The following is a 25401-nucleotide window of genomic DNA, read 5'->3' as shown; positions in this document are numbered from 1 at the left end:
ACAACACGATAAGAACATAAAGGCTTTCCTTAATTGATTACTGATAAAATAACAAAATTATGCCTTTTGAACTAGTTATCTTCATATAATTAATCGTTTATCTACAAGCTTTATCCCTTTTCAGATTAGGAGTATATAAATTATGCCATCTAGGACTAGCGCCAAACGACTGAGAAGAGTAAAATGGTGATACTTGAGTAAAATAGTCGGGTATTGAAAACTCAATCCCTGTAAAAAGTTCCACCCAGTAGTGAGAGTAAAATAGTATGATGGTTAACATTTCAGAAACTGCACAAGAACATTTTGTAAAACTACTTTCTGGTCAAGCAGAAGGTACAAGTATCCGTGTGTTTGTTGTAAACCCGGGCACAGCAAGCGCAGAATGTGGTGTATCGTACTGTCCAGCTGACGCTGTAGAAGCTGACGATATTGAACTAAAATTTGAGCATTTTTCAGCTTATATCGATGCCGATAGTAAATTATTTTTAGAAGAAGCTGAAATTGATTTTACCACAGATCAAATGGGCTCTCAGTTAACGCTAAAAGCGCCAAATGCTAAATTGCGTAAAGTTGGTGATGACGCTCCTTTGTTCGAACGTGTTGATTACTTTTTAAAAGCTGAAGTAAATCCGCAACTTGCTGGCCATGGCGGCGAATGTACATTAATGGAAATTACCGAAGACGGCTATGCTGTCTTGCAATTTGGCGGCGGCTGTAATGGTTGTGCTCAAATTGATGTTACGGTAAAAGACGGCATTGAAAAGCAATTAATCGACATGATGGGCGATGAAATTAAAGGTGTTAAAGATATGACTGAACACGAACGTGGTGAACATTCATATTACTAATCACATTTAGTATTCGTTAGTTTAGTAATGTCATTATTAGAAAAGCTAGGCCAAGACCCTCAACGCAGCATGCAGCGTTTTCTCAGAGGACTTGGCCTTTTTATTATTGGTGCCTGCTTTATTTTTTTAGGGCTTTACCAAAGTCATATTTGGCAAATAATAGGCATTGCGATCTTAGCTATCGGTTGTCTGCTCGCTATTTACGGCTACCTCGGGTTATTTGCTAATCGTTTGTATCATATTTTTAATCGCACTAAACCTTAGATAAAACCATAAGCATGCAGACTCATTAAAAAGCATGTTTATTTCGTTGATAGTGCCAAGCCAACGTTACTCCACGCGCTAACATAAAAACAGAAAATGCAGCCCACAATCCATGATTACCATAATCTTGTAATAACCACCACACCGGAAAGAAACAACCAAAAGTAGCAATTAACATGCTGTTTCTCATAATATGTGCTTGCATTAATCCCACATACACACCGTCGTATAAATAACACCAACAAGCGAGTATGGGCAGCGCTACAATCCAGAATAAATGCTGTTGTGCATAATCAACAACCTCGGTTATATTTGAAATGGTTGTAATAAAATAATTACCCGCTAGATAAAACATTAAGCTATAAGCCAGAGCAAAGATGCCGGTCCAACATAGTGCGATATTCACGCTGACAAACATATTTTTTTGGTTATTTTCACCTTTTGCTTTACCCACCATAACTTCGGCAGCATTCGCGATACCGTCTAAACCGAACGATATTAATAACAAAAAGTTCATCAATATCGCATTGGCCGCTATGACATCATCACCTAGTCGTGCACCTTGAAAAGTCATAAATACAAAGCAAACTTCTAAGCATAAAGTACGAATTAATATATCTCGATTAAGCTTAAAATAGCTAAGTAATGCCGAGCGCTCTAACACCGCCTCAAAAAGTTGCTGTGCATTGGTAAACAAGCCAATAAATTTGTGCTGAAAGTTTTTAAATACAAAGATTAACCCTATAATTAAGCCACTGTATTCTGAAATTAAGGTCGCCAATGCCACACCTTTAACTTGCCATTCAAAACCAATAACAAACAGTAGATCTAAGCCTAAATTAATTAAATTTGTCGTAATAACTAACCACATCACCGCTTTCGCTTGGTGATTGCCAAGTAGCCAGCCCATAATGACTAAATTCGCCAATGCCGCAGGCAAGCCCCATACACGCACTTCACTATATTCTCGAGCATAAAACTGAACTTGCTCAGAGCCTCCAGCGAGTGAAAGTGCTATATCTAGATAAACGCCTTGCAGCAGAATAACCACCAAGCCAACGGTGAAAGCAACAATGATACCGCGGAGTAATATTAAGCAGTTTGATTGATCATTTTGTTGACCAAACGCTTGTGCCGACAAGCCCGTTGTCGACATTCTCAAAAAACCACAAAGCCAAGTAATGACCGTAATAATCATCGCCCCGACCGTACTTCCACCCAAATAATAAGCATGAGATAAGTGCCCGATAACTGCAGTATCAACCAAGCCTAATAAAGGTGCGGTTATATTTGATAAAATCATCGGTAAAGCGAGTACGAACAATTGCTTATGCCGATCTAAATCATTGAATTTCAAAAAAGCTGACCTTTATTGTTAATTGGGCTATATAAAGTGTTAAAAAAAAGCTATTTTACGCCTGTCTTTAATTTCCCATATTTTGCAGGAAGATTACCATGAAATACCGTCTCTTGGCAGCGTTGTGCTTTTGCATACATTTCACCAGTTTTGCTACTGTTATTTTACAATATCATCATGTTAGTGAAGACACTCCAGCTAGCACTAGCATTACCCCCGAACAATTTTCAAAACATATGCAATATCTTAAAGACAATAACTTTAAAGTAATTGCCTTATCCACCTTAATGGACGCTATTAAGCAGCAACAAGCTTTACCCGATAAAACGGTAGTGATCACCTTTGATGATGCTTATATCAACATTTTAACCAATGGTAAGCCAATTTTAGACAAGTATAACTTTCCTTTTACCATCTTTATCAACCCGGGGATGGTAGGACAGAACACTTCACATTTTCTATCATGGCAACAATTAAAAGTGATGGCTGATGACGGTGTAATTATTGCCAACCATGGCATGCACCATGATTCGTTAGCCCGAACGCCAGACGGAATGACCACCCAAGCTTGGTTAGCCAAAAATACAGAAACGCTATTACGTGCTGAAGAAATGATTAAAGCAGAAACTGGCCAGAGCTGGCGCTACTTTGCCTATCCTTATGGTGAGTTCAGTCCAGAAGTTCAACAATGGGTACGTGATAATAACTTTGTTGCATTTTCACAGCAATCTGGGGCTGTTAGTTTGAATACTGACGTGACCAGTATTCCGCGATTTCCTGCTTCGCAACCCTACGACCAACTTTCAAGCCTGCGAGATAAGCTAGAGTCATTACCTTTTAACATTCAGCTTAAAGGCGACAATCTACAAACCATCTTTGAGCAAGGTCAATCTTCTTCACTAACCGTTAATGTGGAAGTTGATGACTTTGAACCTGATCAGCTACATTGTTATATTTCTGGCTTAGGCCGACAAAAAATTGAATGGCAAAACGACGAAAGCTTTACCATTAATTTTAGTTCGCCATTACAGCCAGGTCGTGTACGCTGTAATTGTACTGCACCGAGTATTAGTGAACCTGGTAGATATTATTGGTTTTCAAAACCTTGGTTTATTCTCAAAGAAAATCGAGAATGGTATCCGTTATAAATAAGACAGAATAAACTGTGAGTAGCGAAGTTATCAGCTCGGCATTTATGTGGAAAATAGTTTAAAAACTTCACCTCATAAATACCGAGTTTAATTTTGTTGTTGCTTTAAACTTAACTCAATATAACGCGACTATTTTTGCAAAATCACTTACAAGTTTATTACCTTCAATCACCGGCACTTCACCCAACGCTTGTTTTGGCTTAAAAATAGCTTCTACTTTGCCATCAGGATTAATTAATACTAATGATGCACTGTGATCAACTAAGTAGTTAGTTACTGTTGCTCCGTGGTTTTCTATGGCATCACTATTCAATTGCAGATCAACTTCAGGCTCAGTAATCGCATACATTAAACCTAAGTTTCTCGCGAATGGAAATAATGCCCCATGATCACCATGCAAAGCTTTAAATTCAGGATTAAAATAACCAATATAACTTGCAAGCTTTTCTTGCGTATCACGTTTAGGGTCAACAGAAACTAGCAAAACTTGGTTGTTATTTGTTATCGCTTGTAAATCATCGTAGATAAAGTTCAGTTCTTGCAGTGTTGTTGGGCAAACATCAGGGCAAGATGTATAACCAAAAAACACCCAGTTCCACTTACCTTTGAGCGACTCATTATTGAACTTTTCGCCGAGATGATCAGTTAACTCAAAGGTTTTTATATCTCGTGCTTGTTGATAATGTAAGGCAAATTCAACTGGCGCCTTTTGGTTTAACTGACCAAATAACACGATACCGGCCGCAAGTGCACCTAATGCAACTATCAAGGTAACTATTTTGTTCATTAGCCGGTAACCGGTAATAAGTAGTGATCGAGTAAGAGAATAATAAATAATGCCATTAAATGCACAATAGAAAACTTAAAAGTATCCATGGCAGTTTCTTCATCAGCATGAAATTTTAATTTCCAAGCATAAGCAAAAAACACCAAGTTTAAAACCACTGCACCAATTAAATATAACCAATTACTCATACCGACTAAATACGGTAATAAACCCACAACAAACAGCAATACCGTATACAGTAAAATTTGAGTTTTAGTGAAGTTTACTCCGTGAGTAACCGGCAGCATAGGAATGTTAACTTTGGCATATTCGTCTTTTCGATGAATAGCTAACGCCCAAAAATGAGGTGGTGTCCAAGTGAATATCAAAAGTACTAATAATAGCGCATTGGGGTGTACTTCATTGGTCATTGCTGTCCAACCCAATAAAGGGGGAATCGCTCCAGCTAAACCGCCAATGGTTATATTTTGAGGGGTAGCGCGCTTTAAATACATAGTATAAATAAAGCTATAACCTACAAGACCTGAGAAGGTTAACCAAGCAGTGAGCGGGTTGACTAACGCATATAAAACGATAAAGCCTACCACGGCTAAACTGATCGCGAAGATGGTGGCGCTGCGTGCAGTAAGCCTGCCGTTTGGTAATGGTCGATTATAAGTTCGCCCCATCACTTTATCTATACGTTCATCTACAATGTGGTTAATGGCAGCGGCGGCTGAAGACAAAAAGCCAATGCCTATCATGGATGGCACTAAAACCTGCCAAGGAATAACGCCAGGCACAGATAAACACATGCCCACTAAAGCCGTTAACACTAACAATGCCACTACGCGTGGTTTTGTTATTTCATAATAATCACGCCAAATGGGCGTACTAGGTGCGCTATGACTCGCTTCTACCGTGTTGCTTTGACTCATATTATGCCCCTAAATTTTCCGTTTTAAACTGTATGTCATAGTAATTAATGACATCATTAACATGGCAGCAACCACGTTGTGACTTACCGCTACACTTAACGGTAATGAAAACCAAACATTACTTATCCCTAAGCCAACTTGTACGCTAAGAATAAAACCTAAACTCAATGAAGCATTTCTAAAAAATGGTGACTGAGCTTTACGGTATATACTGATAGCAAACCATAATAAATAAAGCGTTGTTACTATAGCACCAATGCGATGCATCACATGAATGGTTAAACGCGACGCATGATCTAAATGACCAAATTCGTAACTATCTTTCTCTGGCGGTATTAGATCTAACGCATGTTCAAAATTTAGCTGATCCATCCAACCAGCTTGACAAATAGGTAGCTCAGTACAGGTTAGCGCGGCGTAATTTGACGATGTCCAACCACCTAAACTAATTTGCCCAACTAAAATAATAATACCTAACACACCAAACTTAGCATATTTTTTTAAAGCAACATCACCGCCGGGTACTCGATAATCTCCCAAACGCAAATACAGTAAAAACAATAAGCATAAAGTGGTAAAGCCCCCGAGCAGATGCCCCATGACAACCACAGGCATTAACATCATGGTGACGGTCCACATGCCAAGTGCGGCTTGAAATATCACCACTAACAAAATTAAAATAGGCAAACCCACGGGGCCACCATGCGCTCGACGTTTAATCGACAAAAAGGCAATAATTAGAATTAAAAAACCTAAGGCGCCAGCAAAGTAACGATGAATCATTTCGTTCCAAGCTTTGTGATGCTCTACTGGGCGATCAGGGAATGCTTTTTCAGCAGCCAAAATTTGTTCACTTGTTTTTGGCACGTCAATAAAACCGTAACAGCCTGGCCAATCAGGGCAACCAAGTCCGGCGTGAGTTAATCGAGTATAAGCACCTAAACTGACCACAACTATGGCTAATAAAATGCTAACAAAAACGAGTTTTTTAATATCCGATGAGCTTTGTGTTCTCATATTAGCCAATCCTTGAATATTTTAACAACTTCTTAAAGTCGGCTAATATTGACTTACCAAAGTGCGGCAATTGCTCATGACTTTTTGGCGGTATATGGCTTAAAATGACATTGCCTAGTGGATCAACAATAAGCACTTGTGACTGGGTAATCTCAACTTTAGCTAATGCAGGCATAGCTTGAATGTGCCATTTCTTAATATTAATTTTTTCAGCTTGTGCTGGACTTAAATCTTGTTGAGTTAAAGCGATAGGTTTAACACGCGGCATTTCTTTACCAAGTGCTATATAGGTATTGTTAACGCTGACTAAAACTTTTTCACATTGTTCATCACATGTTGCTGGTAAGGTGTATAACATCAACCATTGGTGATCAAAATCGTCTACATTTAGCCCAAGTTTTGCCAAAGTCAGTTCATTATCAATTAACTGCCCTTGGTTGGTGACACCATAATTAAACCATTGTTGGTTTAGTGCTAATTTAGCTAGCACAATCGGGATAATAAATACCGCTAAGAGAATTAACATACTGCGGCGCGATTTATTTAACTCTGAAGAACTCATACAACTCAGCCTTTTATTCTTATTATTTGATTTCGGTATTTTCTACTCTACTTACTCATTTTTATTTCAGATTATTTTAGTCATTTATGATGGATCTTTTTTACTCATTTTTATAGCGGCCCAAATCATTAAACTTATCCAAGCTAATGCCAAGCTAAACCATTGAAAAGCATATCCTCGATGTTTTTCAGGTGGCATTACGATCGGCTGCCAATTTTTTTTATATCCTATAGACTCTTTTTTATCTAAGTAAACCACAAAGGGCAATAGTTTCTTGTTGATTAATTGCGAAAACTTATCGATTTCTATTTGTTGTACTCGCAGCGGCCAGTTTGAATCAGTGAAATTTTGCGCTTGTAATTGAATACCCACTTCAATTTCTCGAACATGACCTGTCATGGTATGTTGACCACTAACAGGTAATATCTCAGGTAATACACTTCGGTCAATCGAGCCTTGCACCCAACCTAAGTTAACTAAAATAGCAGCGCCGTTACTTTCAATAATTTGATATACCCGATAGCCTAAGCGCCCTTTATCAGGCTGATTATCAAGCAGAAAAACTTTATCAGCATCAAAATTCCCACTTACCTCTATGGGTAAATCATTAATTCCGTCTTGCAAGCCTTTAAGCGCTAATATTTGCTCTAACGATAATGCGTTGCGTTGGCTTAACGTTTTAATGCGTTGTTGACGTTGCTCTTTTTCAAAAGCCCGTTCAATTTGCCAAAATCCGAGCTTGATTAATAACGAAAATACTAGCATGGTAAATATAACCATCGGCCAATTAAGTTGTTTTAACTTGTGCTGAATTAATACCAGATTCATAGACTACCGCATGTTCACTAACTAAAAACAGACTATAAAAGAGAGAATGTTGTGTTAATTAAAATTATTGTTGTCGGCTTATTAGCCTTTATGATTTACAACTTGTTTAGAGCATTATTTATCATGAATAAAAATGATTCCGACAAGCCACCTATGTCTAAATATATCGGCCGTAGAGTTATAACATCCGTCGTCATCATTTTATTGCTTGTTATCGGTATATTTACTGGGGTTATCACGCCTAATCCACGCCCCTTTTAAATAATGAAAGGTACGATATTGATAATATCGTACCTTCAATAACTTACTCAATTTTGTCGTTATTAAATACTTTAGATAATATAAACAAAAACAAACAGTATTACCCAAACTACATCAACAAAATGCCAATACCAACTTGCGGCTTGGAATGCAAAATGGTTTTTCGGTGTAAAATGTCCCTTAAATACTCGAATTAACATCACTAACAACATGATGGTACCCAAGGTTACGTGCATACCATGAAAGCCGGTTAGCAAGTAAAAGGTATTACCGTAAATGCCACTGTCTAAATACAGTTTCATTTCATCAGCATAGCCATGCGCATATTCTAGGCCTTGGCAAAACAGAAAAACAATACCTAAAACTACCGTTAAACCTAACCAAAACTTTAATAATCCACGTTTTTCTTGTTCTAATGAAACATGTGCAAAATGTGCAGTAATTGATGACGTTAACAATAAAATGGTGTTAATTAATGGTAAACCATACCAACCCATAGCGGTCGTTTCAGTGCCATCAGGTGTTTTTATTAACGGCCAAGTTGCGGTAAATTCAGGCCATAGTATAGCGGCTGTTGCAGCATTATTGCCTGCACCGTCAAGCCAAGGCACAGAGAAAGTACGAGCATAAAGTAACGCACCAAAAAATGCCGCAAAAAACATGACTTCTGAAAAGATGAACCAACTCATACCTTGACGGAATGAATTATCCATTTGACGACTATATTTTCCAGCCATTGACTCGGTAATAACATTATTGAACCAGCCAAAAACCATATAAATAATCAATGCGACACCAGCCAGTAAAACCCAGCCACCGCCTGCATTTTCAGGATTATTTAAATTTGAGACATAATTGCCAGCACCCACGGCAATCAAAAACAGCGCTACAGCCCCAATTATTGGCCATTTGCTTTGCGCTGGTACGTAATAACTTTCGTATTCTTTTGTCGTCATTGTTGTTCCCCTCATTTAAGTGCTAAGCACTTAAGAATCAACTGAGCTTGTAATATCGTATAAGGTGTAAGACAGGGTGATAGTAGATACGTCATCGGGTAAGTCTACATCAACATAAAATTGTAAACCCATTTCAACATCTTCACTGGCTTTTAACGGCTGATTATTAAAACAAAAGCACTCTATCTTTTGAAAATAAATCGCAGCCCGCCCTGGTGATACTGACGGCACAGCTTGGCCGATAATATCGTTTACAGACTCATTTTTTGCGTAAAATGTAACGACTTTACGCTCACCTGGGTGCACTTTCACTTCGTTAATCATTGGCTCAAACCGCCAAGGAATACCTTTAGCTGTTCGAGTCAAAAATTGCACGGTAATCGTACGTTCGGTATCTATCGATACAGCATCGTAACTTGCTGCCACGTTAGAGGTTTTTCCATTCAACCCAGTGATATCACAAAACACGTCATATAACGGTACCATCGCAAAACCAAAACCAAACATACCAAAAACGATTAACATCAGCTTTTTTACTGTTTTTTTCACTGACGCATCATGCGTTTTTGCTTGCGCTTGTTCTGACAACTTGTTTTGCGATTCACCGTTAGTCATTTTATTTCCAATTAATCAATTTTTGGTGGTGTTTCAAAAGTATGGTATGGCGCAGGGCTAGGCACTGTCCATTCCAATCCTTCTGCGCCATCCCAAGGTTTCGCAGGAGCTTTTTCTCCGCCTCTAATACACTTGATAACCAACACCAAGAAAATTAATTGCGAAATACCAAAAGCAAAACCACCAATACTGACCCACTTATTAAAATCTGCAAACTGCAAAGCGTAATCAGGAATACGACGAGGCATGCCCGCTAATCCTAAAAAGTGCATTGGGAAGAACAATAAGTTAACTGAGATCAATGAACACCAAAAATGCCATTTACTTAAGGTGTCGTTGTACATGTAACCCGTCCATTTTGGTAACCAGTAGTATGCGCCAGCAAAAATAGAGAATAGCGCACCTGTAACCAATACATAATGGAAATGAGCAACAACAAAGTAAGTATCATGATATTGAAAATCCACTGGAGTCATCGCTAGCATCAAGCCAGAAAAACCACCAATAGTGAACAAAATCACGAAGGCAATAGAGAATAACATTGGCGTTTCAAAGCTAATTGAACCGCGCCACATAGTTGCAGCCCAGTTAAAGACCTTAACACCCGTAGGTACGGCAATTAACATGGTGCAATACATAAAGAATAATTCACCAAATAGCGGCATACCCGTGGTAAACATGTGATGCGCCCAAACGATAAACGATAAGAATGCAATTGATGCAGTCGCGTAAACCATTGAACTATAACCAAAGAGTTTTTTACGTGAAAATGCTGGAATGGTAGTAGATACAATACCAAAGGCTGGCAAAATCATGATGTAAACTTCAGGATGACCAAAGAACCAGAATATATGCTGGAACATTACAGGGTCACCACCACCGGCGGCATCAAAGAAGCTGGTGCCAAAGTAGGTATCGGTTAACACCATAGTGACGGTACCCGCGAGCACCGGCATTACCGCAATTAACAAGTAAGCTGTGATGAAAAATGTCCAAACAAATAATGGCATTTTCATGTAGGTCATACCTGGCGCACGCATATTCATAATGGTAACAACGATGTTAATCGCGCCCATAATTGAGGAAATCCCCATAATATGTACCGCAAATACAAACAGCGCCGTACTACCGTTACTGTATGTCGTTGATAATGGTGCGTAGAAAGTCCAACCAAAGTTAGGCGCGCCACTTTCTAAAAAGAAAGTCGACAATAAAATAGCGAAAGCAAATGGTAGTATCCAAAAGCTCCAGTTATTCAAGCGTGGCAATGCCATATCTGGCGCGCCAACCATCATAGGTAGCATCCAGTTAGCTAAACCAGTAAAGGCTGGCATTATTGCGCCGAAAACCATAATAAGACCGTGAACCGTGGTCATTTGGTTAAAGAAGTCAGGCTCAATTATTTGTAATCCTGGCTGAAATAGCTCAGCGCGGATAACCAACGCCATTACACCGCCAGTTAAGAACATAATAAATGAGAACCATAAGTACATCGAACCGATATCTTTATGGTTAGTGGTATATAACCAGCGTTTCAGGCCGGTCATTTTATGATCATGGTGCTCACCGTCATGTGAATCATGTTCGGATTGATCATTAATTACATCTGTAGTCATTATAACGCCTCCCTACTTCGCGCTAGCAGCAACATCTGCTGGCTGGACTAAATCACCGGTGTTGTTACCCCAAGCATTACGCTCATAAGTTACAACCGCAGCAATTTGCGTTTTAGTTAATTGGCCAGAAAATGCAGCCATTGCTGGATTTTTCTTGCTACCATTGAGAACCATGTCGATATGAACTGTTACGTCGCCCTTAGCAATTACACTATCTTTAAGTGCTGGAAATACTGGTGCCATACCAGCTCCACTCGCTTGATGACATGCAGCACATGCGGTCATGTAAACTTCTTCACCCATGGTCATTAATTCATCTTTGCTATAAACCTTGGCTAAATCTTCTTCAGGCATAATGTCGTCAATAACGTCAGTAACTTGCTCTGTTACATCTTCTACTACATCTTCAACAACATCTAAAATACCGGTACTTGCGGCGCCCGACACTGCTTTTACGTCAGCAGCTTGCACAGCATCACCCGTATTGTTACCCCAAGCATTACGCTCGTAAGTAACGACTGCAGCAATTTCTTTTAAGCTTAATTGCTTGCCGTAACCTTGCATACCTGTACCAGCTTTACCGTTAAACACTATATCTATGTGCTCACTTGCTGGACCTGTTGTAGCAACAGCACTGCCTTTAAGGGCAGGAAATGCTGGAGGTAAACCTTGACCGCTAACTTGATGACAAGCAGCACAATAAGCAGTGTAAGTTGTTTCACCGAGTTGCATTAGCTCTTCTAGAGGAACAGAAGCATTTAACGAAGCCGCTTCAGCAGCTGCTGCGTTTGCCTTCAATTGTTTTTGTTCATCAAGCCAAATCGCATAATCAGCTTCTGATTTAACTTCAACCACAATCGGCATAAAACCGTGATCTTTACCACACAACTCAGCACATTGACCGCGATAAATACCAGGTTCATCTACTTTCGTCCAAGCTTCATTAATAAAGCCAGGGTTAGCATCTTGTTTAACCGCAAATGCCGGTACCCACCAAGCGTGAATAACATCATCAGAAGTAATAACAAACCGTACTTTTTTATTGGTTGGAATAACTAAATGACGATCAACTTCTAACAGGTAGTTTTCACCTTTCTCTGCTGAAGTACCGTCTTGGTTTTCATACTGCTCGCGCGGAGTAGAAAGTACTGAATAGAATTCGAGATCTTGATCGAAATACTTATAATGCCATTTCCACTGAGAACCAGTAACTTGAATCGTCAAATCCGCATCATCGTTATTTTCCATATCAATGAGCGTAATAGTGGCAGGAACAGCCATCGCGATTAGAATAACGACAGGAATTGCCGTCCAAAGAATTTCAACTTTTGTGCTTTCATGGAAGGTTGATGGTTTAAAGCCTTTTGATTTACGGTGAAAAACCATAGACCAAAACATGGCACCAAATACCACAACACCAATAGCAGTACAGATATAGAGTACCAGCATATGTAAATCATATACGTCTCTACTGACATCCGTAACGCCCTTGGTCAAATTCAGTGGCATATCTGCCCAAACCGAACTGGACAACAAGCCCCCTAGCAACAGCAAACCTAGGTTACGTCTCTTCACTCGACATCTCCTTCACCCTTTTGAGGCAAAACAACACAGATTCATCATGAAAGCTGACTGTTTTGCGCATACATTTATTATTATTTAAGTGACGCATTAACAGACAACCGTCAATTACGCCCTATTGTTATGTTTGTACGTTTTCTAGACTAGAATTACTTAAAACTTGATCGGGGTCAAATTAAAATTTCAAAAGCATGAAAAATAAAAACCAATAAATACAATAGAGTATTAACCCTAAACTAAGCGAAGCGTCCATTTTTAAAAGGGTATGTAGAATGTTTGTTTTTTGTTCTGAGATGTTTTTTTGTACTGAATAATAAATAATCAGCCACACAATGCGCTGTATAAAAAACCTGCATAAAGCCGATTTTACGAGCGAATAGCACAATAACTCAGTTTAAAAAAGTAAGTGGGATAATGTATGACCAAATATAAGCAAAAGCAGATTTAAACGCTTAGTTTAAATCTGCTTAATGTTACGGGAAATGAAGAGAAAATAATTAAAGTAGATGAATAAGTGATTACATCCAATCGGCCCGATCGAATTACACCCACTGCCAATCCTTCAATATTAAATTGTTGAGATGTTAAATCCACTTTAATAGGTGAAAAATCGTCGTTTTCAGCATGTAAATAAACCACATTGCCTTCACGTTTAAAGCGCTTAACCGTAACATCATCTTCAACACGAGCAACAATTACTTGGCCATTTTGTACATCTGTTGTTTGATGAACCGCTAGTAGGTCACCATCAAAAATACCTATATTTTTCATACTTTCGCCGCTAACACGTAATAAATAATCAGCCGCAGGATGAAATAGACTGCCATCAATTTTATAGTGCTGCTCTACATGCTCTTGCGCTAAAATAGGCTCCCCTGCTGCAACTCGTCCAACAAGTGGTAATCCATCTTCTTGTATAAATTCTTCTGCAAGGCGAATACCGCGTGATGTACCGGGCAGCATTTCTATATAGCCCTTTTTAGCTAATGCTTTTAAATGCTCTTCTGCTGCATTGGCTGACTTAAAGCCAAAGTTAGTCGCAATTTCAGCTCGCGTTGGTGGCATACCTGTATCTGAAATTTTTTCTCTAATCAGATCAAATATCTGCTGTTGTCTTGGTGTTAAAGGGCGCATTTATATTCCTTAAGCGACTGAAGGTTAAGCCTGTATTTTTAAACAGTATTACTGTTATTGTATACAGGCTTAGAGTAAACGCAAGATCTTATTGTTCAATGAATAATCGAGTCAGCTGATTTTAATGAAAGTTAGCGTTTTTTATTGTTTAAACATGCCATCGACAAATCAATTTTATCAATGATAAATAGATTAATTCAGGCATTGATGGTTTTAAGATTATTGAATAATGTAGTATTGCCATAGTGCTAAATTCCATCGGAGTAAAAATGCTATCTAAAGTCATTAATTTTAAAGATAAGTTTACTAAATTTTCCGACCATTGGTCCCCTCGTGTAATCGCTGAAATGAATGATTACCAATTTAAATTAGTTAAAGTTGAAGGTGAGTTTGTTTGGCATAACCACCCTGATACTGATGAGGTTTTTATTGTGATTGAAGGTGAACTTAATATCGAATTACCAGATGGTGTTGTCACCCTATCCTCGGGCGAATTATTTGTAATACCTAAAGGTATTGAACATAAGCCCGTTGCTAATAAAGAATGTAAAATTATGATAATAGAGCCCAAAGGTGTCGTTAATACGGGTGATGAAACCACTAACCTCACCGCTCAAAATAACCTATGGGTATAATTTATCAGACTGATGATGAGTTTTTTAATGAGTGATGGATTGAGTATCATGGATTTTCAACAGACAAGACCAGATAAAGCTAATGATGACGTTTAGTTCATTCAAAACGAACAAATTCATTGTAAGAATTAACATATTTTGTACTGAAAGTTTACTTCTCTGCATTCACTCTTTTTAAATAAATGCCTACAGCGCTTTGAGCTCATTGCATATTTTAGTGCAATGTAGCCAAAGCTATGTGCTTAAGTTAAAATCTATTAACTATTAAATTTCTTATTGCCATAGATTTTAACAATGATAAAAATACGAGATCTCGAATACTTAACAGCTATCGCGCAATACAAGCACTTTGGACATGCAGCAGATGCTTGCTTTGTAAGCCAGCCTACCTTAAGTGGGCAAATTCAGAAGTTAGAACAACGACTTAAGTTAACGCTAATTGAGCGACAACCTCGTAACGTAATGCTAACGCCGGCAGGCGAGAAACTCGTTCAACAAGCCCAGCAAGTACTAAACGCAGCAAATAACTTTGAAGAAGCGGCTAAAGCTTTATTAGATCCCCTTTCGGGTGATTTGCACATAGGTTTAATCCCCACGCTAGCACCTTATATACTGCCGCATATTATGCCAGCGCTGAACAGTAACCTAACAAAAATAAACTTCTATCTTCATGAAAATAGAACGCAAGATTTATTACAACAGTTGGAAACAGGCAAGCTCGATATTTTAATTTTGCCTTGGCTACCAGAAATGGCACGTTTTGAACGATATGATTTATTTACCGAGCCTTTAGTCATGACAACGTCTGCATCACATCCTCTGGCTAATAGATCTACCGTAACGTTTGATGATTTACACAATCAAAAAATTCTTACTTTAGAAGATGGGCATTGTTTAAGAGACCAAGCTATGGGTTATTGTTTTAGTGCTGGGGCTGAAGAAGATCATAGTTTTCGAGCTACTAGCCTTGAAACTTTGCGTTACATGGTGGCAAGTAATATGGGAATTACATTAATGCCGCAGCTAGCGACTATGAATTATGCACCACAAAAACATATACATTATATTCCGTTTCAACATCCACAACCTATGCGCGAAATTGTCTTACTTTGCCGAACTGGCTACGCAAGAATGGAGAGTGTTAGAGCCGTTGTTAGTCATATTCGCTTTGCCGTAAAGGGCTTATTGGATTAATAATTTTATTTAAAGGCTTTGCTTAATAATTTTATTTAACAATTTTTGAGCAAAGGTTTTCTGTGATCACTCGCTAGCTAAAAACTAGACAACAAAAAACGCTATTGCTTATCACAATAGCGTTTTTATAACTAAAGCTACCCAAAACTATGCGGCAACGTCGTTAATACCTTTATCTTCAAGTGGATTTGGTGTTCTTATTAAGTAATCAAATGCACCTAACGCAGCTGTTGCGCCACTTCCCATGGCAATAATAATTTGTTTAAAAGGTGTGTTAGTTACATCTCCAGCGGCATAAACACCTGCGAGATTAGTTTCACCCTTTTGATTAATAATAACTTCACCACGCTCGGTTAAATCAACGCTACCTTTTAAAAATTGAGAATTAGGTACCAAACCAATTTGAACAAATATACCGGCAAGTTCTATGGTTTCTTGCACATTGGTGGCACGATTAAGGTAGTTTAGCCCAGTAACATGCTTGCCATTACCTAATACTTCCGTGGTTTGAGCATTAACAATGATGTCAATATTCGACATCGAACGTGCTTTATTTTGCAATATTGCATCAGCACGTAATTTACTATCAAACTCTAATACCGTTACGTGTTCAACAAGTCCGGCTAGATCAATTGCCGCCTCTATACCTGAATTTCCGCCGCCGATCACCGCAACTGATTTACCTTTGAACAAAGGACCATCACAATGAGGACAATAAGCCACGCCTTTACCACGATATTCCTGCTCGCCAGTTACGTTCATTTCTCTCCATCTTGCCCCTGTGGCAATTATGGTAGAACGTGTTTGTAAGGTGGCACCATTTTCTAGTTCCACAGTAATTAGACCACCTTCAACATCGCTTTCGATAATGTTTTTTACTCGCTGATTATTCATAATATCAACATCGTAGTCGTTAACATGCGCCTCTAAACTCGCGACTAACTTTGGACCTTCAGTCGCACTGACTGAGATAAAGTTCTCAATTGCCATAGTATCTTGCACTTGGCCACCAAATTTATCGGCAACTATACCCGTGCGAATACCTTTACGTGCACTATATATCGCTGATGCTGCGCCTGCAGGTCCGCCACCAATCACTAATAAGTCAAAAGCGGCTTTATTGTTTATGGTTTTTGCCTGTCTCGCACCCGCATTGGTATCTACTTTATTTAAAATTTCGGTTACTGTCATACGGCCTTGCCCAAACGCTTTACCATTTAGATATACGGCAGGAACCGATAAAATATCGCGTTTGTACACTTCTTCTTGGAATAAAGCGCCATCCACCATCACATGTTGAATTTGTGGATTAATTGCTGCCATCATATTCAAAGCTTGCACTACATCAGGACAATTTTGACAGCTTAAAGAGATGTAGGTTTCAAAGCTATAGTTGCCTTCCAGTGCTGCCACTTGCTCAATAACCGCTTTATCAAGTTTTATTGGATGGCCGCCGCTGTGCAACAAGGCTAGTACTAATGAAGTGAATTCATGCCCCATAGGTACTCCGGCAAAACGCATTTCGCCACCTGTTTTAACTGACTTTACTAACATTGATGGCACGCGTTCGTTACTTGCATCAGCTTCAACAACCGTTACTAATGCTGACATTTGTGCAATTTCTGCCACCAAGGCATTTAATTCTTTTGATTTTACGTCGTCACCTAAAAATACTGACAATTCAACAGCCGATGTTAAATTTTGCAAATAGGTTGTTAGTTGTTGCTTTAAGTTTGTATCTAACATGGTTATTCCTTCGAGAAAGATGATGAATAGGATTCAAGGTTCTTTGATTTTAATACTTGGGTGTAAACGTTGCCGCGATATACATTTTCAATCGCGGCAATATTTGTCTTAGTTTAAATTTTGCCTACTAAGTCTAAAGATGGTGTTAATGTTTCTGCACCTGGCTGCCAAGCTGCTGGACAAACTTCACCGTCATGGTCAGCTACATATTGTGCTGCTTGAATTTTACGTACTAATTCTTTTGCAGAACGACCTATACCTAAGTCATGTATTTCAGCAATTTTTATTTCGCCTTCAGGGTTAACAACAAAGGTACCGCGAAGTGCTAAACCATCGTCTTCGATCATGACACCAAAATTGCGAGTAATTTTACCCGTTGGATCGCCGATCATTGGATATTGAATTTTACCAATGGTGTCTGAACTTCCGTGCCACGCTTTGTGTGTAAAGTGTGTATCAGTTGATACTGAGTAAACTTCAACGCCCATTTCTTGTAACTGTGCATAATGGTCAGCCATATCGCCTAACTCTGTAGGACATACAAAAGTAAAATCAGCAGGGTAGAAGAAAAATACTGCCCATTTACCTGCTACGTCAGCTTCTGACAATTCTACGAACTCGCCTTTACTAAATGCTGTTGCGTTAAATGGTTGAATAGTTGAATTGATAATTGATTGGTACATGTGTATCTCCACTTGTTTAAAAATATGAGTGCTTGTTAAGTTGGGAGAATGATACGTCGACATTTTAAATAGGAACAATCGTTTGAATTTATCATCTTGATAGGAAAAACCTATGGCTATAAAAAAGTTATAGGTGTCGCCGCGGTTAACGTCATATTTTATCGATTTGAAAGCATTAATTGTTCTCGGACATTACATTGAATAAAAGGTGTTGCTCAAAATGCTTAATGCCGATTAGATCAGATTGACTTAAAATTTAAACAAAAAAAACGCCCCTCAAATGAGGAGCGTATAATAAAAACATAAACACTAATAAAACAAAACCGAGGGGAGAATCTCTTATTAAGTCAGAGTAACTTAATTAAAATTAGTTCAATTGGGATAAAAATAAAATGTCATTTTTTTTAGACATAAGCACTACACCTATGAAGAACGTTTTCGCAGGCAAAAAAAACGCCCCTCATGTGAGGAGCGTATAACAATATAAAAACACTAATATAAAACAACAATATAAAACACTAATAAAAACAAAATCGAGGGAGAATCTCTTATTAAGTCAGAGCATCATATTCAGCTTTAGTTCAATTTTATTTAACATAAAATTTCATAGTGTTTTTTTCTATTCACCTTAAACAATTAATTGTGTTGTTTTGTTTAATTTATAAAATATAAAGTCAGTATTTTATACTTGGTGAAATGAAGTAAATTAAGTGCTGAATAAACCAATACCTATTAGGTAAAAAATAAACAAAAAAAACGCCCCTCAAATGAGGAGCGTATAACAATATAAAAACACTAATATAAAACAATAATAAAAACAAAACCGAGGGGAGAATCTCTTATTAAGTCAGAGCATCATATTCAGCTTTAGTTCAATTTTATTTTAAATTAATATAACTTAATTATAGTTTTTAGGTCTTTTATTGATTTTTGATGCATAAAAATTACATTGCCATAGCACTATATATGCACAAACCCCTGTCTATCGGCAATTAAGTTAAGTACTTTTGTAAGCTTTTTAGCCAGATACCCCGACAATAGCTTAGGTTGTTTTTCTATTAATACTAACTCTGTATCAGTAATAGCAACATGACAATCTAATACACGTTGTATTGAGCTGAGTAACACATCGTCAGCAAGTTTATCAACATCAGCTTTATCAATATTTTTGGCTAAATTATTAAGTTCGACAAAAGATACAAGATAAAAATTAATCGACAAAACATTCTCTTCTTCTCCATACCAATTTGCTGTCATTGTATGAAAATTTAATTGTGCTGATAACTTATTGCTAATAGATAATATATTTTTTATTTCGGCAGCTAGAGCATCACTTACGTTAATAGAAATGGGCAGAGCTTCATTCATAATATCCATGATGATTGTCACCTTTATGATAATGAGTGGGTAGGAAAATGATGAACACTACCGCTTTAATTTGATTTTTCTGGCAATGACAAAGTAACTATATCAATATCATAACTAACTTTCTAAACTATTCGCGGGTAGATTTAGCTGAATTTTTTGAAAAAAGCATATAAGCTACTCCGCTATTATGATTGGCTGTATTTTAAATATAGCTTGTGAAGAATTAGCTAAGTGATAGCGCTAGTATTGCAGCACAAATATTACAGATGAATGCTTATGAAAGTAATTCTTGGAGAACGGCACCATTAATACGAAAAACACTAACACTAAAGCCACCAGAAAAAAGCGTTTAAAGCTTTTTAATATCAGCCATAAAGTTCATCGGTGGTTAATGTTATTAATTGGCGCGCAATTTGTAATATGGTCGGTTACTGGCGCCTATATGGTGTTTTTTGATATCGACTATATTCACGGTAATAGTTTGGTCATATCTCATCAAAATAGCATAAAGCCTGAAAATTTAACCTACCCAACAGAAAAACTATTTCAGCAATACCCGAAAGCAAAAAATTTGAGTGTTGGCTTATTAGTTGACCGTGAAGTTTATCGCTTTAACATCGCCAAACAACAATATATTGTCGATGCTAAAACTGGCGAAACGTTATCACCTTTAAATCAATCCAGAGCAATGGCTATAGCCAAACATAACTATTCTGGCAATGACAACATTACTCATACAGTGCTAATTTCATCAAATCCATCATTTGGACTCAGTGCTCGACACTTACCGGTATGGGAGGTTGAATTTGACCACTTTACCTCGCCAACACTTTATATTTCAGCCAATAACGGTAAAGTTGTTAGCAAGCGTCACCAGTTTTGGTATCTATTTGATTGGATGTTCCGTTTTCATATTATGGATTATGGCGATGATGAAGATACCAGTAATTGGTTATTATTTTTTATAGCTTCTTTTGCACTGTTAGCTGCGCTAAGTGGCTTAATGCTGACATATTTTAAAGTCATTAAACCGATCATAAATTCCCGCAATAAGCGCGGTAATAAGCGCAAAAAAAATCAGCGATATAATCAGCTAGACAAGCAACGAGAGAATCAATTGCCAAATGGAGATAATCGATGATTATTTGGATAAGAAAAATCCATAAATGGGCTTCATTACTCATCGGTTTGCAATTACTTATTTGGGTAGTCAGTGGCTTAACATTTAATGTAATTGATCGTGAAAAAGCACGCGGTAATACTTATCGCCAAGCAATAGCAGCGCCATCAACAACAAACACAGACTTGTTGCCCGTTGAACGTATACTCAAAGCTTACCCTGAAACTATTGAACTTAATCAAGCCACTATTCTCTCACAACCTTATTACCTGCTAACTCAACAACAAGGTTTATATCGTCATTTCACAAATCGATACCATATTGTTAATGCCATCACGGGCCAACTCACAATAGTTGATAAACAGCTCGCAACAACGATTGCTCAAGCAAGTTATTCTGGACCTGGTAGCATTGGCTCAGTCAACTTAATAGCCCCACCGAATGAAGACTTTCTGAAGGATAAAAACCCAAGTTGGCAAATAAATTTTGATGATAACCTAGAGACCAGTGTTTACGTTGAACAAGGCTCAGGACGCATTATTGGCCACAGCAATAGCAACAAACGCTTTGCCGATTTTTTCTTTATGCTGCATTTTATGGATTATGGTAGCGCCGGTAACTTCAACACAATTCAAATTATGTTATTCGCTTTTGTCACACTGTGGCTAACGCTTTCGGGATTACTATGGACGATACATTTGCTTCGCAAAGGCCAGTATCGTATAAAACGCTGACATAGCATGAATTTTCGCTAAACATTCATGCTATGTAGCCGGATAAACTCGAATAATTGAACAACAATGCCTATTTGCCACTGAACAAACCCGTTACTGTGGCAAATTAAATTCAAATTCAACTTCTCGTAGCTGATCACTGCTGCTTTCTAAAGGATAGCGCCATTGTGTTAATGCCTTTTTAGCCGAGCGTTCTAACACACGATCAACTTGCTTATTCAAGCTAGCAATATCGACTGCTTTACCTTCATTTGAAATGCGATATTGAAGCTTAACTGTACCAAATTTTCGCGCATGCAGGGCCGACTTAGGGTATTCGGGCATCACACGATGAATGGGTCTTATGTCAATTAACTGGGCGTTGATTTTTGGTACTTTAAGCGAATTTTTTAGTGCTTTTTGAACAGGTAATTGTGGCTTTAACAATACAATTTCATCTAGGCTAACATGACGGTTTTGTGAGTTTTTTGGTGATAAACTCGACGGTTGAGGAGGCAACTCCGGATTAACGATAGTTAAACCTTGCTCTTGAGATATAACTTCACCTAATTCAACGATGCGAACAGTATGCTGAATATATTGTTCACTAATGCCATGTACAGCTGGTTTTGCAAAATGGGTAACAATAGCCATTATGCCAAAAGACGCCACACCTCCCATTAAAAATATAGCGACAACATGCCAAGGCGAACGCTTTAACTTAATACCTTTGTCTAAATCTAGAGTAATATCGGTCGCTTGGGTTTGATTTTTTCTTTGTTGATAAAGTCTCGAAAGCTCATTATCAAAATTATCGGTACTCATGATTGGCTTCCTAGCAAATGATTTAAATTATTGCGGGCATAGCGTAAACGGCTTTTAATTGTTTCAAAGCTATCATTGGTTAACGTTGATATGTCTGACACTGAAAAACCTTCTTGTTGAAAGATAAAAGCCTCCCTTTGTAAAAAGGGTAATTGCTCAAGCGCAGCATTAAATTGTGTTAATCTGTCAGCACTCTGTATTGATTTTTCAAGGTTTACCGTAAGCATTTTATTTTCATCTAACAACTGAATTTGCCACTTTTTTTGACGACGAAATTCATCAATTAAGCTGTTGCGAGCAATAGTGAAAATCCAACTTTTTACATTGGTTTGTACGCTATTTTGTTGTTGAGTTTGTATCACCTTTAGCCATGTCGTTTGTACAACATCTTCCGCTATTTCTTTATTAGATTGGCTCAAAACATAGTGATATAGCGACAAATTAAATTGCGCAACCAGCAAAGAAAGGTACTTATTTTTACCGGTTGCCCTATAGTTTGTCAGTAACACTTCAGGACTAGCGTTTGGGTTATACCAACCCTTTATCATCGAAGGTAACTGCAAATTATTTCCCTAACTTTGTTGATCCATATTAAACGCTAACTGCACGGTTAAACCTTGCTGAGTAACTGTTTCTCCAGCTTCTGACTTGGCCCGATACTTCCATTTTTTTAATGCCTGTTTAGCTGCTTGATTAAATACCCGCTTCGGTTCAGCGTCAATAACCTCAATATTGGTAACACCACCTAGCGCGTTAATATCAAAACGTAATTTAACCCAACCCTCTATTCCTTCTCTGGCAGCACCCGTTGGATATTTAGGATTAATTCGCACAATAGGTCGAGCATCATTATCACGAGTATTATTACCTAATAGTAGGTTAGGCGAAGAGCTTGCGATTTTAATCCCTTGAGTATCGTAATGATAATCACCTATAACACTTGTTTCCACCACTGGTTCAAAAGTTTTTGGCATAGGCTTAGGTGTTGGGGGTGGATCATTCTTAAATACGGGCTTAATTTCAGCCGGGCGCTCGTCAGGTAATTGCGCAACTTCAACAATTAAATTAGGCATCACTTCAGGGGGCAATACCTGATCGTTACTTACTAAATATGCCATAAAAGCAAATAAACCAAAGGTCGTTGCTCCCGCTAGAGTTGTAATCGTTATGATTTTCTTCATCGTTTTTCCTCAATATTTTATGACTAAAATTAATGTAAATTAAAGAGGTGTGTACACACGCAAAGCCAGCGGCCAACTCCTGACTTACTAGTAAAACGATGAACAAGAAGTAATGGGGTTAAATTAAATAAAATTAAATAAAATAAAATAAAATAAAATAAAATAAAATAAATTCAAAAAGTATAAAAATCCAGCGGACTGACGATTGGCTAAAAGCTAAGAATTCAATATTAATTAGCAATGTAAAATAATATTACAATTTTTTTAAACTGTTAATTTGAATTTGGTTAACCAACGGTTACTATAGCTGCCCAATGTATATTTTAGAATAATGACATGACAAAATTAATTAGCCTGTTTGCAGTAATACTAACTATTTTAAGCACGGCAACCTTTGCTGAAACGTTAAAAGTAGCCTCATGGAATATCGCCTGGTTAGGCTCTCATGAATATAATCAACGCAAAGATACCGATTATCAAAAATTAGCACGCTATGCACGTGAATTAGATGCTGATGTTATCGCATTGCAAGAAGTAGAAAGCGCAAAGTGGGCCGCAAAAGTATTTGGTGATGAATACGACTATTTTTTTACCACTAAAGATTGGGTTCAACGTGTTGGCGTTGCCGTAAGAAAAAGCAGTGGCTATAAAGCTACAGCGGTTGAGTATCGAGAACTTGATCAAGGTCTTGCACGCAGAGGCATGGACGTTACATTAACTAAGAACGGTAAAAGCGTACGCTTATTAGCTGTACATATGAAATCTGGCTGTTTTGATAAAGCATTAGATCAAACTAGCATTGCTAGCATGCCAAACGCTAATGAAAAAGAAGTCTATGCAAAAACAGCCTGTGCTGAACTTGCTAAGCAAGCTATACCGTTAGAAGCTTGGGTTGACGCTCGCGCTAAAGAAGGTGTTCCATTTATATTATTAGGTGATTTTAATCGTCGTTTTGTCAAAGATATTTCATTAAATTACAGCGAAATACAAGGTTTATGGCAAACCATTAATGACGAAGGCGCAGAGGCACTTTGGGCTCCTACGATTAACGCAGAGTCAAAATGTTGGGGTGGTTATTACAAAGATTATATCGACCATATAATTTTTGATCCAAAAGCAAAAGCTCGTTATGTTGAAAATTCATTTGATCAGTTAGTATTCGAACAGAAATACACTCGTGAACTGAGTCAAACGCTTAGCGACCATTGCCCTATTTCAATACAGTTAGCACTTTAGGCTATCTAACAAAACCAACATTATTGCTAATATTGGTTTTGTTAAATTTAAATTTTACCTCGGTTATGTAGCTACTTTTTGCTCAAGTTACTGACCATTAAGTTGGAACCACCAGTGAACGATAAAATTAATCCTGCGAATGAATGTGTAATTCTATTACATGGTTTAGCCCGTTCAGCGCATTCAATGGATAAAATGGCAGAGCGCTTAACAGAGCAAGGTTATAAAGTACTAAACATTGACTACCCTTCTCGCTCATATTCTATTGAACAACTGGCAGAAAAAACCATTTCAGATGCATTAACACAATGCCAAGGTATGTCTGTAAGCTTTGTAACTCATTCAATGGGCGGTATTTTAGTTCGTCAGTTTTTAAGTAATCATACCGTTAAACACTTGAATAAAGTAGTGATGTTAGGCCCACCAAATAAAGGCACTGAAATAGTTGATAAGCTAGGAAATATACCTGGGTTTCACTTGGTCAATGGTGATGCTGGCATGCAGTTAGGTACTGGCGCATTGAGCGTGCCAAATCAATTGGGCAAAGCCAACTTTGATGTAGGTATAATCGCCGGCACACAAAGTATAAATTTAATACTATCATCTCTTATTCCTGATACTGATGATGGAAAAGTTTCAGTAGAAAGCACTAAAATTGACGGCATGAATGATCATATTGAAATGCCGACTACACATGTTTTTATGATGCGTAATGACGCGGTAATAGAGCAAGTTATTCATTACCTTCAACAAGGTAAGTTTGAACATTAGCAAGCCCCACTGCATTTATAATAATTAACCTTAGA

Annotated in this window: 26 protein-coding genes and 1 pseudogene; 10 read left to right on the top strand and 17 right to left on the bottom strand. The window is 37.8% G+C overall.

The features are described from left to right. Positions 1–269 precede the first annotated feature (269 nt). Complete coding sequence (gene nfuA, locus DBO93_RS00580; RefSeq protein ID WP_108457693.1) at positions 270–848, top strand: Fe-S biogenesis protein NfuA; 579 nt, start codon at positions 270–272, stop codon at positions 846–848. A gap of 27 nt (positions 849–875) precedes the next feature. Then, positions 876–1112 carry a hypothetical protein gene (locus DBO93_RS00575; protein ID WP_108454591.1) on the top strand — a complete coding sequence of 79 codons (237 nt, stop codon included), beginning with the start codon at positions 876–878 and terminating at the stop codon, positions 1110–1112. A gap of 25 nt (positions 1113–1137) precedes the next feature. Here the strand turns inward: DBO93_RS00575 and DBO93_RS00570 are convergent, their stop codons facing one another. Next, the gene (locus DBO93_RS00570) at positions 1138–2469 is read right to left on the bottom strand and encodes an MATE family efflux transporter (RefSeq protein ID WP_239059050.1); all 1332 of its coding nucleotides are present in this window, start codon (positions 2467–2469) and stop codon (positions 1138–1140) included. Positions 2470–2567: 98 nt separating this feature from the next. Between DBO93_RS00570 and DBO93_RS00565 the strand changes: the two genes are divergently transcribed. Beyond that, entirely contained in the window at positions 2568–3617 is a 1050-nt protein-coding gene (locus DBO93_RS00565; RefSeq protein WP_108454590.1) for a polysaccharide deacetylase family protein, read from the top strand. A gap of 118 nt (positions 3618–3735) precedes the next feature. Here DBO93_RS00565 and DBO93_RS00560 read toward each other — a convergent pair whose 3' ends face one another. The 5 genes from DBO93_RS00560 to DBO93_RS00540 all read right to left on the bottom strand — a co-directional run bounded on the left by DBO93_RS00560 (position 3736) and on the right by DBO93_RS00540 (position 7731). Further along, positions 3736–4407, bottom strand: a complete 672-nt coding sequence (locus DBO93_RS00560; protein ID WP_108454589.1) for an SCO family protein — start codon at positions 4405–4407, stop codon at positions 3736–3738. Next, positions 4407–5324: a heme o synthase gene (gene cyoE / locus DBO93_RS00555; RefSeq protein ID WP_108454588.1), complete on the bottom strand. Its 918-nt coding sequence runs from the start codon at positions 5322–5324 to the stop codon at positions 4407–4409. Before cyoE ends, DBO93_RS00560 begins: the two co-directional genes overlap by 1 nt. A gap of 9 nt (positions 5325–5333) precedes the next feature. Then, entirely contained in the window at positions 5334–6317 is a 984-nt protein-coding gene (locus tag DBO93_RS00550; RefSeq protein WP_108457691.1) for a COX15/CtaA family protein, read from the bottom strand. Between the two features lie 25 nt (positions 6318–6342). Then, entirely contained in the window at positions 6343–6903 is a 561-nt protein-coding gene (locus tag DBO93_RS00545) for a hypothetical protein (protein ID WP_108454587.1), read from the bottom strand. An 84-nt stretch (positions 6904–6987) separates the two neighbouring features. Further along, on the bottom strand, positions 6988–7731 hold the full coding sequence (locus tag DBO93_RS00540) for an SURF1 family protein (RefSeq protein WP_108454586.1): 744 nt from the start codon (positions 7729–7731) through the stop codon (positions 6988–6990). Between the two features lie 51 nt (positions 7732–7782). On the opposite strand from DBO93_RS00540, the gene DBO93_RS00535 reads away from it, so the two are divergent. Then, positions 7783–7992 carry a DUF2909 domain-containing protein gene (locus DBO93_RS00535; protein ID WP_108454585.1) on the top strand — a complete coding sequence of 70 codons (210 nt, stop codon included), beginning with the start codon at positions 7783–7785 and terminating at the stop codon, positions 7990–7992. Between the two features lie 71 nt (positions 7993–8063). Here DBO93_RS00535 and DBO93_RS00530 read toward each other — a convergent pair whose 3' ends face one another. From DBO93_RS00530 to lexA, 5 genes and pseudogenes are all read right to left on the bottom strand, one after another. Beyond that, the gene (locus DBO93_RS00530; RefSeq protein ID WP_108454584.1) at positions 8064–8948 is read right to left on the bottom strand and encodes a cytochrome c oxidase subunit 3; all 885 of its coding nucleotides are present in this window, start codon (positions 8946–8948) and stop codon (positions 8064–8066) included. Between the two features lie 30 nt (positions 8949–8978). Next, positions 8979–9563 (bottom strand): cytochrome c oxidase assembly protein, encoded by a 585-nt coding sequence (locus DBO93_RS00525; RefSeq protein ID WP_108454583.1) that lies wholly within the window; start codon positions 9561–9563, stop codon positions 8979–8981. 11 nt (positions 9564–9574) lie between these two features. Continuing rightward, entirely contained in the window at positions 9575–11110 is a 1536-nt protein-coding gene (gene ctaD, locus DBO93_RS00520; RefSeq protein WP_239059160.1) for a cytochrome c oxidase subunit I, read from the bottom strand. Positions 11111–11191: 81 nt separating this feature from the next. Continuing rightward, the gene (coxB, locus tag DBO93_RS00515; RefSeq protein ID WP_108457690.1) at positions 11192–12688 is read right to left on the bottom strand and encodes a cytochrome c oxidase subunit II; all 1497 of its coding nucleotides are present in this window, start codon (positions 12686–12688) and stop codon (positions 11192–11194) included. 603 nt (positions 12689–13291) lie between these two features. Further along, positions 13292–13894: pseudogene (lexA, locus tag DBO93_RS00510) on the bottom strand (transcriptional repressor LexA); the annotation flags it as partial. A gap of 269 nt (positions 13895–14163) precedes the next feature. On the opposite strand from lexA, the gene DBO93_RS00505 reads away from it, so the two are divergent. Together DBO93_RS00505 and oxyR are read left to right on the top strand one after the other, a co-directional pair. Next, positions 14164–14529: a cupin domain-containing protein gene (locus DBO93_RS00505; RefSeq protein ID WP_108454580.1), complete on the top strand. Its 366-nt coding sequence runs from the start codon at positions 14164–14166 to the stop codon at positions 14527–14529. Positions 14530–14823: 294 nt separating this feature from the next. Further along, on the top strand, positions 14824–15723 hold the full coding sequence (gene oxyR, locus DBO93_RS00500; RefSeq protein ID WP_162533685.1) for a DNA-binding transcriptional regulator OxyR: 900 nt from the start codon (positions 14824–14826) through the stop codon (positions 15721–15723). 147 nt (positions 15724–15870) lie between these two features. On the opposite strand, the gene ahpF is transcribed toward oxyR, so the two are convergent. The 3 genes from ahpF to DBO93_RS00485 form a co-directional block, all read right to left on the bottom strand. Continuing rightward, entirely contained in the window at positions 15871–17469 is a 1599-nt protein-coding gene (gene ahpF / locus DBO93_RS00495) for an alkyl hydroperoxide reductase subunit F (RefSeq protein ID WP_108454579.1), read from the bottom strand. 113 nt (positions 17470–17582) lie between these two features. After that, positions 17583–18152 carry an alkyl hydroperoxide reductase subunit C gene (gene ahpC, locus DBO93_RS00490; RefSeq protein ID WP_108454578.1) on the bottom strand — a complete coding sequence of 190 codons (570 nt, stop codon included), beginning with the start codon at positions 18150–18152 and terminating at the stop codon, positions 17583–17585. A 960-nt stretch (positions 18153–19112) separates the two neighbouring features. Beyond that, positions 19113–19529 carry a hypothetical protein gene (locus DBO93_RS00485; protein ID WP_108454577.1) on the bottom strand — a complete coding sequence of 139 codons (417 nt, stop codon included), beginning with the start codon at positions 19527–19529 and terminating at the stop codon, positions 19113–19115. A 355-nt stretch (positions 19530–19884) separates the two neighbouring features. Between DBO93_RS00485 and DBO93_RS00480 the strand changes: the two genes are divergently transcribed. Both DBO93_RS00480 and DBO93_RS00475 read left to right on the top strand, forming a co-directional pair. Next, positions 19885–20661: a PepSY domain-containing protein gene (locus tag DBO93_RS00480; protein ID WP_275403669.1), complete on the top strand. Its 777-nt coding sequence runs from the start codon at positions 19885–19887 to the stop codon at positions 20659–20661. Beyond that, a complete protein-coding gene (locus DBO93_RS00475; protein ID WP_239059049.1) occupies positions 20658–21374 on the top strand; it encodes a PepSY domain-containing protein in 717 nt (238 codons plus the stop codon). Before DBO93_RS00480 ends, DBO93_RS00475 begins: the two co-directional genes overlap by 4 nt. 93 nt (positions 21375–21467) lie before the next feature. Here the strand turns inward: DBO93_RS00475 and DBO93_RS00470 are convergent, their stop codons facing one another. From DBO93_RS00470 to DBO93_RS00460, 3 genes are read right to left on the bottom strand one after another with little or no spacing between them, the layout of a single operon-like run. Beyond that, on the bottom strand, positions 21468–22178 hold the full coding sequence (locus tag DBO93_RS00470; RefSeq protein WP_108454576.1) for a TonB family protein: 711 nt from the start codon (positions 22176–22178) through the stop codon (positions 21468–21470). Beyond that, positions 22175–22741: a sigma-70 family RNA polymerase sigma factor gene (locus DBO93_RS00465; RefSeq protein ID WP_239059048.1), complete on the bottom strand. Its 567-nt coding sequence runs from the start codon at positions 22739–22741 to the stop codon at positions 22175–22177. The genes DBO93_RS00470 and DBO93_RS00465 overlap by 4 nt, the downstream gene beginning before the upstream one ends. 9 nt (positions 22742–22750) lie before the next feature. Beyond that, entirely contained in the window at positions 22751–23359 is a 609-nt protein-coding gene (locus DBO93_RS00460; RefSeq protein WP_108454575.1) for an energy transducer TonB, read from the bottom strand. Between the two features lie 336 nt (positions 23360–23695). On the opposite strand from DBO93_RS00460, the gene DBO93_RS00455 reads away from it, so the two are divergent. Both DBO93_RS00455 and DBO93_RS00450 read left to right on the top strand, forming a co-directional pair. Further along, positions 23696–24595, top strand: a complete 900-nt coding sequence (locus DBO93_RS00455) for an endonuclease/exonuclease/phosphatase family protein (RefSeq protein ID WP_108454574.1) — start codon at positions 23696–23698, stop codon at positions 24593–24595. A 114-nt stretch (positions 24596–24709) separates the two neighbouring features. Continuing rightward, on the top strand, positions 24710–25366 hold the full coding sequence (locus tag DBO93_RS00450; protein ID WP_239059047.1) for an alpha/beta fold hydrolase: 657 nt from the start codon (positions 24710–24712) through the stop codon (positions 25364–25366). Positions 25367–25401 lie beyond the last annotated feature (35 nt).

The organism is Colwellia sp. Arc7-D (assembly GCF_003061515.1).
In the GTDB taxonomy this organism is placed as follows: domain Bacteria; phylum Pseudomonadota; class Gammaproteobacteria; order Enterobacterales; family Alteromonadaceae; genus Cognaticolwellia.
Note: the sequence above shows the minus strand (reverse complement) of the source record. Positions and strands in the feature narration are given on the sequence as shown.